At 64.7% G+C, this 13,010-nt stretch carries 12 protein-coding genes; 5 read left to right on the forward strand and 7 right to left on the reverse strand.

Annotation, left to right across the window (positions count from 1 at the left end):
* The first annotated feature begins 104 nt into the window (after positions 1-104).
* A complete protein-coding gene (locus tag HZS63_RS00935) occupies positions 105-2,483 on the forward strand; it encodes a penicillin-binding protein 1A (protein WP_219339040.1) in 2,379 nt (792 codons plus the stop codon).
* On the opposite strand, the gene cyaY is transcribed toward HZS63_RS00935, so the two are convergent.
* Positions 2,473-2,802 carry an iron donor protein CyaY gene (gene cyaY / locus HZS63_RS00940; RefSeq protein ID WP_180682141.1) on the reverse strand — a complete coding sequence of 110 codons (330 nt, stop codon included), beginning with the start codon at positions 2,800-2,802 and terminating at the stop codon, positions 2,473-2,475. The genes HZS63_RS00935 and cyaY overlap by 11 nt on opposite strands.
* Positions 2,803-2,814: 12 nt before the next feature.
* Between cyaY and lptM the strand changes: the two genes are divergently transcribed.
* Positions 2,815-3,006, forward strand: coding sequence for an LPS translocon maturation chaperone LptM (lptM, locus tag HZS63_RS14195; protein WP_180682142.1), 192 nt, complete (start codon positions 2,815-2,817; stop codon positions 3,004-3,006).
* Between the two features lie 13 nt (positions 3,007-3,019).
* Positions 3,020-4,333: a diaminopimelate decarboxylase gene (gene lysA, locus HZS63_RS00950; protein WP_180682143.1), complete on the forward strand. Its 1,314-nt coding sequence runs from the start codon at positions 3,020-3,022 to the stop codon at positions 4,331-4,333.
* Positions 4,334-4,364: 31 nt separating this feature from the next.
* Here the strand turns inward: lysA and HZS63_RS00955 are convergent, their stop codons facing one another.
* The 5 genes from HZS63_RS00955 to HZS63_RS00975 all read right to left on the reverse strand — a co-directional run bounded on the left by HZS63_RS00955 (position 4,365) and on the right by HZS63_RS00975 (position 10,367).
* Positions 4,365-4,967, reverse strand: a complete 603-nt coding sequence (locus HZS63_RS00955; protein ID WP_180682144.1) for a protein-methionine-sulfoxide reductase heme-binding subunit MsrQ — start codon at positions 4,965-4,967, stop codon at positions 4,365-4,367.
* Complete coding sequence (gene msrP / locus HZS63_RS00960; protein ID WP_180682145.1) at positions 4,967-5,974, reverse strand: protein-methionine-sulfoxide reductase catalytic subunit MsrP; 1,008 nt, start codon at positions 5,972-5,974, stop codon at positions 4,967-4,969. The genes HZS63_RS00955 and msrP overlap by 1 nt, the downstream gene beginning before the upstream one ends.
* 108 nt (positions 5,975-6,082) lie before the next feature.
* On the reverse strand, positions 6,083-7,444 hold the full coding sequence (gene ccsB / locus HZS63_RS00965; RefSeq protein ID WP_180682146.1) for a c-type cytochrome biogenesis protein CcsB: 1,362 nt from the start codon (positions 7,442-7,444) through the stop codon (positions 6,083-6,085).
* Positions 7,441-9,588, reverse strand: a complete 2,148-nt coding sequence (locus HZS63_RS00970) for a cytochrome c biogenesis protein ResB (protein WP_180682147.1) — start codon at positions 9,586-9,588, stop codon at positions 7,441-7,443. Before HZS63_RS00970 ends, ccsB begins: the two co-directional genes overlap by 4 nt.
* A 164-nt stretch (positions 9,589-9,752) precedes the next feature.
* On the reverse strand, positions 9,753-10,367 hold the full coding sequence (locus HZS63_RS00975; protein WP_180682148.1) for a c-type cytochrome: 615 nt from the start codon (positions 10,365-10,367) through the stop codon (positions 9,753-9,755).
* Between the two features lie 105 nt (positions 10,368-10,472).
* Here HZS63_RS00975 and yihA point away from each other — a divergent pair, with 105 nt between their 5' ends.
* Both yihA and HZS63_RS00985 read left to right on the forward strand, forming a co-directional pair.
* Positions 10,473-11,168: a ribosome biogenesis GTP-binding protein YihA/YsxC gene (gene yihA, locus HZS63_RS00980; protein WP_180682149.1), complete on the forward strand. Its 696-nt coding sequence runs from the start codon at positions 10,473-10,475 to the stop codon at positions 11,166-11,168.
* A 5-nt stretch (positions 11,169-11,173) separates the two neighbouring features.
* The gene (locus tag HZS63_RS00985; RefSeq protein WP_180682150.1) at positions 11,174-12,091 is read left to right on the forward strand and encodes an alpha/beta fold hydrolase; all 918 of its coding nucleotides are present in this window, start codon (positions 11,174-11,176) and stop codon (positions 12,089-12,091) included.
* Between the two features lie 11 nt (positions 12,092-12,102).
* Here HZS63_RS00985 and HZS63_RS00990 read toward each other — a convergent pair whose 3' ends face one another.
* On the reverse strand, positions 12,103-12,954 hold the full coding sequence (locus HZS63_RS00990; RefSeq protein ID WP_180682151.1) for a lysophospholipid acyltransferase family protein: 852 nt from the start codon (positions 12,952-12,954) through the stop codon (positions 12,103-12,105).
* Positions 12,955-13,010 lie beyond the last annotated feature (56 nt).

The raw sequence follows: 13,010 nt of genomic DNA on the forward strand, positions 1-13,010 counted from the left end.
ATTTAACCAATCCTTTGCGACCACCCCTCCCCCCAAGAGGCCATTTTTTATAATTTCGGGTCATTGCAAAGGCTGACATGTCGCCCCCTTCTCCCCGCCCCTCCATGACGAACGGTTCTCGCAAGCACGACTCGGAGGGCGCGCCACGCCCGCAGCGTGCCCTTTGGCAGCAGATACTGCTGTGGGGAGCTGCCACCCTGGGCACTTCGGTGGCGGCTGGCGCCATGCTGCTGGCGATCGGCTTGGCCATGGCCTATCCGAACCTGCCCGATGTCACGAACCTGGCCGACTATCGGCCCAAGCTGCCCTTGAGGGTGTACGCCGCCGGTGGCGAATTGCTGGGTGAGTTCGGTGAGGAGCGTCGCAACCTCACGCCATTCGAAGACATCCCCCCCGTGATGGTGAACGCGGTCCTGGCGATCGAGGATGCCCGGTTCTTCGAGCACAACGGCGTGGACTATCGGGGCTTGGCCCGAGCCGCCCTGGCCAACCTGGGCGAAGCGAAAAGCCAGGGAGCCTCCACGATCACCATGCAGGTGGCGCGCAACGTCTATCTGTCGAGTGAGAAAAGTTATCTGCGCAAGATTTACGAGGTGCTTCTGACTTTCAAGCTGGAGCACATGCTGACCAAGGAACAGATTCTGGAAATCTACATGAACCAGATTTTCCTGGGTCATCGGGCCTACGGGTTCGCGGCCGCCGCCCAGACCTATTTCGGCAAGCCGCTGAAAGACCTCACCATCGCTGAGGCGGCCATGCTCGCCGGCCTACCCAAGGCCCCTTCCGCCTATAACCCGATCAGCAACCCGCGCCGTGCCCGGGCGCGGCAACTCCACATCATCGACCGGATGCTGGAAAACGGCTTCATCACCGCGGAAGAAGCCCAGGCCGCCAAGGAAGAACCCCTGCGCCTGCGTCGGCCGCATCCCGACCAGCTCATCCATGCGGATTACGTGACGGAAATGGTACGCCAGGCCGTCTTCGAGCAGTACGGTGAGGAGGCCTACACACGAGGCCTGCAGGTCCACACCACGGTGGATGCCCAGGCGCAACGACTGGCTTTCCGCGCCGTTCGCCAAGGCGTGATGGATTTCGAACGCCGCCAGTTCTACCGGGGGCCCGAGCGCTTCATCGACCTGCCAGCGGATCCGGCGGATCGGGAGCAGGCCATCGACGAAGCGCTGGCGGCTGCCCCTGACAACAACGGCCTGCTCAGTGCGGTGGTGCTGGAAGCCACCAACCGCCGGGTGGTCGTCACCCGGGGTGATGGAAGCACCATCGAGATCACGGGTACCGGCCTCGATCCGGTCCGATCGGGCCTGGCCGACAACGCGCCCCCGCACCTGCGCCTGCGCCCGGGCGCGGTGGTGCGTATCGCCAGCGATGGCCCCAACCGCTGGTACCTCACGCAAATGCCGGTGGTGGAAGCCGCATTTGTGGCGCTCGACCCACGCACAGGCGAAATCAAGGCGCTGGTCGGTGGTTTCGACTTCAACCGCAACAAATTCAACCGCGTCACCCAGTCACAGCGCCAGCCGGGCTCCAGTTTCAAGCCCTTCATTTACTCAGCGGCCCTGGAGAAGGGCATCACCCCGTCCACGCTGGTCAATGACGCTCCGCTCTTCTTCAGCGCCACCGTGACCGGCGGCAAACCGTGGGAGCCCAAAAACTACGACGGCAAGTTCGAGGGCCCGATGACGGTGCGCACGGCCTTGGCCAAGTCGAAGAACATGGTGTCGATCAACATCCTCAAGGCGGTCGGGCCGAGCAGCGCCCAGGAGTGGGTGACCCGCTTCGGCTTCGAAGCCGAAAAGCACCCGCCTTACCTCACGATGGCGCTCGGGGCCGGAGCCGTCACCCCACTGCAGATGGCCAGCGGCTATGGCGTGTTCGCCAATGGCGGCTACTACGTGCCACCCATACTGATCACCAAGATCACCGATCACCGCGGCAAGGTACTCATGGAACAGCGCCCGCGTCTGCCAGACGAAAGCCAACGGGTCATCTCGGCACGCAACGCTTTCGTGATGAGTCAACTGCTGGGGGAGATCACCCGCACGGGCACGGCTGCACGGGCCCAGGCCACCCTGCGGCGCGCCGATCTTTACGGCAAGACCGGCACCACCAATGACTCGGTGGATGCCTGGTTCGTGGGGTATCACCCCACCCTGTCGGCCGCGGTGTGGATGGGCTACGACACGCCGCGCAACCTGGGACGCCAGGCCACCGGCGGCGCGCTCGCATTGCCGATCTGGATCAACTTCATGGGCCAAGCCCTGGCGCAGGTACCCGAGCAGCAGTTGATCCCGCCTGCAGGCGTGATACAGGTCAACGGCGAATGGTATTACGAGGAATACGGCCCTGGCGAAGGGGTGGCATCACTCGGCATGGCGGATGAGGGAGCGAGCCACTACGACGCCGAAGTGGGTCAACCCATGGAGCCTCGCGAGCGGCGCAGCATCCTCAATCTCTTCATGAACTGAAATCCAGCGTCTGGCCCGCTTGGGCAGAAGCCTCTCGCGAGAGGTGGGCAAAAAACTCGCCAGCGCCTTTGGTGTCCATCCACTGCTGCCCGTCAAAACGGTAGTGATAGCCGCCGGAGCGCGACGCCATCCAGACCTCGTGTAGCGGTTTTTGCAGATTGATGACGATCTGGCTGCCGTTGGGAAAAGCCAGCGTCACCATCCCGCCCACACGCTGGTTGTCGATATCGGCGTCGGTCGATTCGTTGATGCGGTCACAGGCCAGTTCCACCGCTTTCAGCAGCGCCTCGGCCCGGTCCATGTATTCCTGATCGGTCATTACAATTCCACCATGTTTCATCGGTTCCAGATTGTAGGCACGCCCTCGCGAGCGACCCCATGGCGACGGCTTGCCCGCGCCGGTTTCGTGGGCATGGCCCTGCTGTTCGTCGGCTTGGGTCTGACCGCCTGCGGACAAAAGGGGCCACTGTATCTCCCGGCCCCGGATCAGCCCGCCCAGCCCCCCGATGCCCCACGGCGCTGACGCGCCCCTTTCCATGACTCCACAACCAGCCGCCGCCAACACCGACCTGCCCCGCCTCCCCGGTCAGCCCTTCTTCCACTACCGCAACCAGGAGCTGTGGGTGGAGGATGTGCCTGTCTCGACCCTGGCTCGCGCGCACGGTACCCCGCTGTTCATTTATTCGCAAGGCGCCATGCTCGCGGCGCTGCGTGCCTATCAACGGGGACTGGCCGGCCGCCGTGCGCTGATTTGTTATGCGGTGAAGGCCAATTCATCCCTCGCGGTGTTGCAGACTTTCGTGCAGGCCGGATGCGGGCTGGACATCGTCTCGGGCGGGGAACTGAGCAGGGCTTTGCGCGCCGGAGCCGATCCGCGGCGCATCGTCTTTTCCGGGGTGGGCAAGACCCGACAGGACATGCGGTTCGCCCTCGAAGTGGGCATTGGCTGCTTCAACGTGGAGAGCCGGCAGGAGTTGGATGTGCTGCACGAGGTGGCCTCGACTCTGGGCAAGCGGGCACCGGTGAGCCTGCGCGTCAACCCCGATGTGGACGCTCGCACGCACCCCTACATTTCCACCGGGCTCAAGGGCAACAAGTTTGGCATCGCGCACGACCAGGCGCTGGCTGCCTACCGGTATGCGGCCGGCCTGTCTGGCCTGGAAGTGGTGGGAATAGACTGCCATATCGGCTCCCAAATCACCGAAGCCGCTCCTTACCTGGATGCGATGGACCGTATCCTGGACTTGGCCACAGCGGTCGAAGCCGCTGGCATCCCTTTGAAACACATCGATTTCGGGGGCGGACTTGGCATCGACTACCAGGGCGAAACGCCACCTTCGGCCGACGACCTCTGGGCCCAGTTGCTCCGCCGCCTGGATGAACGCGGGTTCGGCGACAAGGCGCTGATGATCGAGCCCGGACGCTCGCTCGTGGGCAATGCCGGCCTTTGCATCACCGAAGCGCTGTACCTCAAGCATGGCGACCAAAAGCATTTTCTGATCGTGGACGCGGCCATGAACGACCTCCCACGACCGGCCATGTACGAGGCCTACCATGCGATCGTCCCGGTGACGCTGCAGGAGCGGCCTACGGGGGTGTTCGACGTGGTAGGACCCGTCTGCGAAAGCGGTGACTGGCTGGGCCGGGACCGGACGCTCGCCGTGGCCACCGGTGACTGGCTGGCCGTGTGCTCGGCCGGAGCCTATTGCATGAGCATGTCCAGCAATTACAACACCCGTGGGCGGGCTGCCGAGGTTCTGGTGGCTGGCGAACGTGTGCAGTTGATTCGCGAGCGGGAAACCGTGGACGACCAGTGGCGCCTGGAGCGACCGCTGGACCTCAAACCCTGAGCGGCCACTGGGGGTCGGGCGGCTCAGAGGATCAGCGCCGCCACCAGGCGTGGCCGACACGCCACGCCCACAGCAGGACGATGACCGTGCCGTAGAGCCACACGTCCGCGAAATCGTTCTTGCCCGACCGCATCCAGTAAAAGTGCAGCAAGGCCGCTGCGGCCACCAGGTGAACGGCCAGATGCAGGCGCCGCCAACGCACCGCCCCCAGCCAACGCACGACCCGTGCAAACGAGGTGGCCCCAAGCACCGAGAGCAGCAGCAACCCCACCATGCCCATGAGAATGAAGGGGCGCTGCAGGGTGTCTGCCCAGACCTGGAGCCAGGAACCCTCCATGTCCAGCCACAGATAGGCGATGAAATGCTGGGCGGCATAGCCCCAGGTCCAGAGTCCCAGGCCCCGGCGGTAACGCGCCAGCCAGGACCAGCCCAACCCTTGCCTGAGCGGGGTCACGGCCAGCGTCAGGCACAGAAAGCGCAGCGCCCATTCGCCCAGTCCGCGAATCAGCGCCTCGGCCGGGTTGGCGCCCAGTTGGTCGGTGAAGCCCGCGTACCACAACCAGACGCCGGGCGTGGCGGCGAGGGCCCACACCCACCAGGTCGCCGGCACCCCTCGACGGGATGGCGGCTGCATCAGTAGTGACGGCGCAGGTCCATGCCTGCATACAGTTGCCCCACCTGAGGCTCATAGCCGTTGAAGAGCTGGGTCGGCAGGCGACGAGCACCCAGCCCACCTTCGCCGATGCGCCGCTCCGTGGCCTGGCTCCAGCGCGGATGGGCCACCTCGGGGTTCACATTGGCATAAAACCCGTACTCCTGTGGCGCCGCCACCTTCCACGCCGTGGCGGGTTCGCGCTCCACGAAACGGATGCGCACCACCGACTTGCCGCTCTTGAAGCCGTACTTCCAGGGCACGACCATGCGCACCGGCGCCCCGTTCTGGTTCGGCAACACCTCGCCATACATGCCAAAGGCAAGCAAGGTCAGGGGGTGGCGCGCTTCGTCCAACCGCAACCCTTCCACATAGGGCCACAGCAACACTCTGGAGCGCAAGCCCGGCATGGACTCACGGTCTTCCAGGGTGTGGAACTCCACATAACGCGCACTGCCCTGCGGCTCCACCCGGTCGATCAGGTGGCTCATCGAATAGCCGATCCAGGGGATGACCATGGACCACCCCTCCACGCAACGCAAGCGGTAGATGCGCTCTTCCATCGGGGCGAGCTTGAGCAAGTCATCCAGGTCGAAGGTCCGGGGCTTGTTGACCAGACCTTCCACCACCACGGTCCAGGGCCGGGTTTTCATGCGCCCGGCCAGCCGGTGCGGATCGCTCTTGTCCAGCCCGAATTCATAGAAATTGTTGTAGGTGCTGGCGTGCCGGTAGGGGGTGACGGTCTCCGCAGTCCAGGCACCCGGGACGGCCGATCGCACCGCGTCCAGCGGTGGTAACACACCGGGACGCTCCACCCCGGAGGGCGTCGCAGCCCAGGCCCGACGGGAAGCCCAGACAGAGAGCGTTGCGCCCGCTGCGCCCTGGGCCATGCGCAACAGCCACTGCCTGCGCGCCAGATAAACCGACCGAGGGGTGATTTCACTGGGATAGGGGTGTTCAAAGCCCTGGTTTCTGGACCGGATCCACATGACCGCCTGCCTTCCTGCATGACTGGAGGTGCGGGCAGTGTCTCAGAAAACGGAAAACCCGGAGGCTCGCACAGGAACCTCCGGGTGGGGCACATCAACCCGCCGCGATCAGAGCTCGCCGTAGCTGTGCAAGCCGCTCAGAAAGATGTTGACCCCCAGGAAGGCGAAGGTGGTGATCACCAGGCCCACCAGCGCCCACCACGCCGCCACCGTGCCCCGCAGGCCTTTCATGAGGCGCATGTGCAGCCAGGCGGCATAGTTCAGCCAGACGATCAGGGCCCAGGTTTCCTTCGGATCCCAGCTCCAGTAGCCGCCCCAGGCCTCGGCTGCCCACAGTGCCCCGAGCACCGTGGCGATGGTAAAGAAGGCGAAGCCCACGGCGATGGCCTTGTACATCACGTCGTCCATGACCTCCAGAGACGGCAGACGCTCGGCGATGCGGCGCCGCGCCGTCATGATGCCGCCGACGATCAACGCCGAAATGCCGAAATACATGAACCAGTAAGACGCCCCCGCATCGGCCACACCGCGCCGGAAGACCAGCGGCTCAAAACACAGGATCACCCCCAGCAGCCACAGGGGAGCCAGCTTCCACCAACGGGTTTCGCTGGCGCTCTGCTTGATCAGGTAGGCAAAGGCGATCATGGCGGCGATGGCGAAGGTGCCGTAGCCCACGAAGTTGGCGGGCACATGGACCTTCATCCACCAGCTCTGCAGGGCGGGCACCAGAGGCTGGATCTGATGGGCCTCGCGCACCACCGTGTACCAGAGCAGAAAGCCCACCGCCGCACTGACGATCAGCATCACGAAGGCGCCCATGCGCCGCGTCTGGTAGCGGTCTTCGTAGTAGAGGTAGTAGGCCGCCGTGAGCCAGGCAAACAACACGAAGACCTCGTACAGGTTGCTCACCGGGATGTACCCCATGCCGGGTCCGAGCAGATAGCTTTCATACCACCGCACGAACGAGCCGACCAGCGCCAGCGTGATCGCCACCCAGGCCAGCCTGGAGCCGATGGACTCGAAGGCATCGGCATTGCGGCGGGAGAAAATGCCGAACCAGTAGAAGGCGGTGCTCATGAAGAAGAGCACGCTCATCCAAAGTATGGCCGACTGGCTGGAGATGAAGTACTTCAGCAGGAACGCCTCGTCGGCGCGCTCGGGCACACCCACACCATCCACCTGGTAGAGCCACACCGCCGTGAGCGCCAGCACCGCCACCACCACGGTCAACTGGCGCAGGGGACGCCAGAACCAGGCCAAGGCGATCAGGCTGGGGACGGCGCCGATCAGGATGCCTTTCTCGTAGACGTCCATGAAGTCGGCAAAGAGGTGGTAGGCGTAAGCCCCACCCGCCACCACGAGCAAGGCAAACACCCAGTCCCAGGCGTTGCGGCGTGCGAAGTAGCCGGGGTGTATCGCCTCGGCGGCATCGCTCTTCTTCAGATCGACGGTGTGTGTGCCAGCATTCATCGATTCACCTCAGCAGATGTGCGCAACAAGCGCTCTTTCAAACGGACGAACTCCCGATCGTTGTCGAGCAGTTTTCGATTGGACGACAAAGCCATGGTGGCGCGCAAGCCCGTTCCTTCGTCGCGCGGCGACAGCCACACCCAGAGGCGGCGTTCACGGACGTACAGCATGGCAAACACGCCGATGATGAGCAGCAGACAGCCCAGATAGACGATGGTCTTGCCTGGGGCGCGGGCCACCTGGAACACGCTGGCCTGGACGTGCTCGAAATCGGTGAGCTGAAAGGTGAGCGGTGCCGGATAGAAGAATGCATCGCTCAGGCTCAACACCGCCTGCGTCATGAAGGCGGCCACCTCTTCTCCACGCTCCACCGGTGCCAACCCGGCCCGTTCGCGGCTGAGCTGGTAGAGCTCGAACAGTGCACCGTTGAGAATGCGCAGCAGCACCTCGCCGGCGCGCTCGCGCTCGGCCTCGGGCACATTGACTTCCATGAAAGCCGACACCGCCTGCAGCCCCCCCAGCACCGGCATGTTTCGGCGCGGCAGGGTTGCAATATCGGGATCCTGTCCGGCGAACAAATCGATGACACGCTGCGTGGACACGGTCAATGCCTGCTGCAGATCCTCGCGCTGCCCCCCGGCGGCCAGGGTCACGTAGCGTCGAACCGCCTCGCGGCGCATCGCCGGATCGGCCAGAGCCGAACGCAAGCGCACAAAACCGTCGATCGCATCGTTCTCATCCACCGGCACACGCAGGTAGCGGAATTCTTCGGTCGGGGAGTCACGCACGCCAAGCACAAAAACACGCGAGCCATCGAGGTCGATCGGCAGCATGTAGTTGTGGTACTCACGGGCTTGACCCGCATCGTCACGAAGTTTGTAGAGAACGCTGGGACCGACGTTGCGCAGCTCACGTTCGGTCACGGTCTTGTGTGCAGAGCCCAAACGGCTCTCGATGGCTTGGCGCAGATCGACGCGACGCACATCGACACCGCTGTCGTCGCGCTTGACGAAGTTCTCGACGTTGATCACGCGCAGTCCCGTGAACTCGAGCTGCAACCGTTGTTCGCCATTGGACAGTGAGGTCGTCTCGCCAATACGGCCTTCGACAGTGAAAGGGTTGACGGCAGACCCCATGGGCACGGCCTTCAGCCGCACCAGGGAACCCCCGTCATCGAAGCTGGACTGGTAGATCTGGATGCCACGGTGACTGACGGGGTGGTTGACCTCGACACGCGCCTCCTTCGCCTCGCCGGTGTAGCGGTCGTGAATCACGATCTCGCTGGCAAACAGGCGCGGCATGCCGGTGTCGTAGTACTCGACGATGAACTTCTTGAGCTCCACGTCGAAGGGCAGCTCCTGCAGAATCACTCCCTGCGGTTGCGGCAGGATGGCGGTGCCAGCCCGGGTGCCCTCGGTGACCAGCAGATTGCCCCGGAACGTGGGGTTGCGGTCGCTCAAGCGGTGTTGCTCGGGCACGTCGGCGATCAGGCCGCCCCCGGTGAAGGGGGTCTTGTCCTTGAGCCACATCTGACCCCTGACCATCAGGTCACCGTCGAGCAGGCCACCTATGCAGATCATGACGATGGCGCCGTGCGCCGCGATGTAGCCCAGCTTGTTGGCCGCTCCGGCCTTGGCTGCCACCATCCAGCCCGGGCCGTGCGGCGTATCCCGGCGCTGCAGGCGCACCTTCCAGCCCGACGCCACCAGTGTGCGCCCGATCCGATGCGCGGCCGACTCCGGCGCCTCGTCGAGCTCCGCCTGCGCCTTGTGCGGGAAGGCCTTGAGGCTTTGCTCGCGGATGTTTTCCTTGAACTGCTTCAGATCGGTCAGGATTTTCGGCGTGCTGCGCACGATGCACAGCGAGGTGCTGATGACGAGAAAGGCCAAGATCAGCAGAAACCACCAGGCGCTGTAGACCGAATACAGGCTCAGGGCAGCGAATACCTCGTACCAGAACGGCCCGAACTGGTTGATGTAGTTGTTGACCGGCTCGTTCTGCAAAAGCACCGTGCCCACCACCGAGGCGATGCAAATCACCGTCAGCAGGGCGATGGCAAAGCGCATCGAGGAGAGCAACTCCACCGCGGCGCGCATCGCCTGGGATCCGCGACTGATTTCAAGACCGGCGGTGGATACACTCATGAAGGAAACGCGCTCGTGAAAAAGGCAGGCCAGACGACCTGCCGACTTTGGAAGTGACTCCGACGCCAAGGTTCCTGGAAGCCACAGATTTTTACATAAACATCAGTAGATGCTGATATATAGAACAAAGCCCCTCGTTGCCGAGGGGCTCTGCTCAATGTCCATCAGCGCAGACCGGCGATGAAGTCGGCCACGGCCTCGATCTCCCGGTCTGTCATGTACTGGGCGATCTGGGTCATTTGAATGCTGTTCTGGCGGGCACCGGAACGGAATTGCTTCATCTGGTCCACCGTGTACTCGGCATGCTGGCCGGCCAGGCGGGGGTACTGGGATGGAATCCCCACCCCATTGGGCGAGTGACAACCGGCACAGGCAGCGATGTTGCGGTCGGCGATGCCGCCGCGGTAAATGCGTTCACCCAGCATCACCTTGTCTTTGTCGCGAGCAAACCCGGTGGTGGCGGGCTGGGAGGCCAGCCAGTAGGCAATGTCACGCTTGTCGTCTTCAGACAGCCCGGCCGCAAAACCGGCCATGATGGCATTCTGCCGCTTGCCCGACTTGTATTCCTTGAGCTGCTTGATGAGGTATTCGGGATGCTGTTGCGCCAGCTTGGGATTGGCTGCAATGGTGGAGTTGCCATCGGCGGCGTGGCAAGCCACGCACACCTGACCGTAGAGCTGGGCACCACGCCTCAAGTCGGGTTGGGCAGACTGCGCATGCACAGACAAGGACAGCGTGGCGAGTGCGGCAGCACCGATGAGCGTGGCAATGGATTTCATTTCGTGTGCGGTGGTCGACAAGGGACTGCGGATAGACACCTGGATCCGGACGATCCAGATACGACGTGCAGGATTTTACAATGCCGGACCATCCTGAACCGACACATGACCCCGAATACCCCAGCCACTCCAGCCAGCGACTCCATCAAAGCGGCCCACGCGTGGCTGCATACCGCCCGTTTTCTGACCGAAGCCCCGCAGTTGCACCACCTGCCCGCCCTGGACGTCCCGGAGATCGCCTTCGTGGGCCGGTCCAACGCCGGCAAGTCCACCTGCATCAACACCCTGACCCAGCAAAAGCGCCTCGCCTTTGCCTCCAAAACGCCTGGACGCACCCAGAGCATCAACCTGTTTGCGCTCGGCCGTCAGGGCCAGACCGATGCGGTGCTCGCGGATCTGCCCGGTTACGGCTACGCCGCCGTACCCCAGGAGGCCAAACGGCGCTGGCAGCAGGTCATGGCCAACTACCTGGTCAGCCGGCCCAACCTGCGCGCAGTGGTCCTGCTCTGCGACCCCCGACTCGGGCTGACCGAACTCGACGCAGCGCTCCTGGAGATCATCCGGCCGCGGGTCGAGCAGGGCCTGGACTTTCTGGTGCTGCTCACCAAGGCCGACAAGCTCAGCCGCAGCGAAGCGGCCAAAGCGCTGTCGATTGCGCGACTGCAGACCGCTGGCGGGCAGGCGACACTGTTTTCCGCCCTGAAGAAACAGGGCGTGGACGAAGTCGCCCTGACCTTGTGGAACTGGGCACACCCGACCGATCCGCCCACCGAGCCAACCGCCGAGCCCCTGCCCACCTGACGCCGATGATCCAGACCCGCACCATCGCCCTGCCGCACCGGATCGAACTCAACTGCCGTGTATCCGGCGAACCGGGGCGCCCGGTGCTGATGTTCCTGCATGGGTTCCCCGAAGGGGCCTTCGTCTGGGATGGATTGCTGGAACATTTTTCCCAGCCAGAGCACGGGGGCTATCGCTGCATCGCACCCAACCTGCGCGGCTACGGCGGCTCCAGCGCGCCGGCCGACACATCGGCCTACCGCGCCAAGCATCTGGTCGAGGACCTCCGGGCCCTGATCGCGATCGAAACACAGGACGCGCCTCACCCCGGCCGGCTCGCGGGCCTCGTTGCCCACGACTGGGGCGGTGCACTGGCCTGGAACCTGGCCGCCCTGCACCCGGATCTGATGGAGCGGTTGGTGATAGTCAATGCGCCTCATCCCGGCACTTTCTGGCGTGACCTGCAGCACTCCCCGGCCCAGCAGGCCGCCAGCGCCTACATGAACTTTCTGGTCCGCCCGGACGCCGCTGCCCTGCTGGCCGAAAACGACTACCGTCGGCTGTGGTCGTTTTTCACGACTCCGGGCGGCTCAGCGGCACCGGACTGGCTCACCGAAGACGTGCGGCAGCGCTATCGCGAGGTCTGGGGCCGTGGCTTGGATGGGCCCCTGAACTACTACCGCGCCTCCCCCCTGCGGCCTCCGGGCGGTTCCGCCACCCATCCTGTTGCAGAACTGCCGCGCGCCCTGCTGGACGTGCGCGTGCCCACGCTGGTGCTCTGGGGCATGGACGACCCGGCCCTGCTTCCCGGCCTGCTCGACGGCCTGAACGACTACGTGGCCGACCTGCGCATCGAGCCGCTGCCCGGCACCTCGCACTGGGTGCTGCACGAAGCGCCAGGCGCCGTGCGCGACCGCATCGCGTCCTATCTGTCCGCGGTCTGAGGCCGAGCTGCTCAGGCCCTCGGGGGCAGGCTGCCGCGAGGCGCCTTGTAGCGCGCATAACCCCACAGATACTGTTGCGGACACTGCCGGATCAAGATCTCCATGGCGCGGTTCATCTGGGCAGCGATCTCGTCGGCCCGCTCGGCCAAAGGTTGACCCATGACCGCGGACCAGGGCTGCACATGGACCACGAACCCCCGCCCCCGCGGCAAGCGCTCCCCCCAAGCCAACAACACCTCGGTGCCCGGCACCTGGGCGAATCGGCCCGATAGGGTCATGGTGTAAGCCGGGCGCCCGAAAAACGGGGCCCACACCCCCATGCCTTCGGGTGGCACCTGGTCAGGCAACAGCCCGACCGCCTCGCCGCGCCGCAACGCCTCGATCAGCTGCCGCACGCCGCGCAGCGTAGCCGGTGCCGAAGCCATGCCGGGACGGGAGCGGGCAGCGGCCAGCACCTCGGCCAGCCCGGCCTTGCGCGGCGGCCGGAACAGGACCGTCATGGGTTTGACGTGCCCGAAGCGCTCGGCGTAAGCCTGCGCCGTGACCTCGAAACAGCCCATGTGCGGCGTGAGAAACAGCATGCCCCGGCCATGCCGCAAGGCCGCCTCGATGTGAGCGGCCCCTTCCCAGCCGACCCGCACCGGAGGCCCAAACCAGAGGCGGGGCAACTCCAGCACTTGCTTGCCGGCCTCGCCCACGGAACGCCAACGCTCGCGCGACGCCAGACCCGCCAGCGCCGTGTGCTCACGCCAGCGGCGGCGGTACGCGGGCACGAACAGCCAGACCAACCAGCCCAGGCCCCAGCCCAGCCCATGCAACACCGGCAGCGGCAGGCGCCCCAAAACCCTGAACAGCAACAGCATGCGTGCGCGTGATTACAATAGGTGCATCGCCGAGTTACTGGACAACTTGCGGGCGA

Source organism: Tepidicella baoligensis, assembly GCF_013432195.1.
GTDB classification, from domain to species: Bacteria; Pseudomonadota; Gammaproteobacteria; order Burkholderiales; family Burkholderiaceae_C; genus Tepidicella; species Tepidicella baoligensis.

Coding starts and splice junctions, on each gene's coding strand:
- HZS63_RS00935 (WP_219339040.1), top strand. CDS start 105: ATGACGAACGGTTCTCGCAAGCACGACTCGGAGGGCGCGCCACGCCCG.
- cyaY (WP_180682141.1), bottom strand. CDS start 2,802: ATGACCGATCAGGAATACATGGACCGGGCCGAGGCGCTGCTGAAAGCG.
- lptM (WP_180682142.1), top strand. CDS start 2,815: ATGTTTCATCGGTTCCAGATTGTAGGCACGCCCTCGCGAGCGACCCCA.
- lysA (WP_180682143.1), top strand. CDS start 3,020: ATGACTCCACAACCAGCCGCCGCCAACACCGACCTGCCCCGCCTCCCC.
- HZS63_RS00955 (WP_180682144.1), bottom strand. CDS start 4,967: ATGCAGCCGCCATCCCGTCGAGGGGTGCCGGCGACCTGGTGGGTGTGG.
- msrP (WP_180682145.1), bottom strand. CDS start 5,974: ATGTGGATCCGGTCCAGAAACCAGGGCTTTGAACACCCCTATCCCAGT.
- ccsB (WP_180682146.1), bottom strand. CDS start 7,444: ATGAATGCTGGCACACACACCGTCGATCTGAAGAAGAGCGATGCCGCC.
- HZS63_RS00970 (WP_180682147.1), bottom strand. CDS start 9,588: ATGAGTGTATCCACCGCCGGTCTTGAAATCAGTCGCGGATCCCAGGCG.
- HZS63_RS00975 (WP_180682148.1), bottom strand. CDS start 10,367: ATGAAATCCATTGCCACGCTCATCGGTGCTGCCGCACTCGCCACGCTG.
- yihA (WP_180682149.1), top strand. CDS start 10,473: ATGACCCCGAATACCCCAGCCACTCCAGCCAGCGACTCCATCAAAGCG.
- HZS63_RS00985 (WP_180682150.1), top strand. CDS start 11,174: ATGATCCAGACCCGCACCATCGCCCTGCCGCACCGGATCGAACTCAAC.
- HZS63_RS00990 (WP_180682151.1), bottom strand. CDS start 12,954: ATGCTGTTGCTGTTCAGGGTTTTGGGGCGCCTGCCGCTGCCGGTGTTG.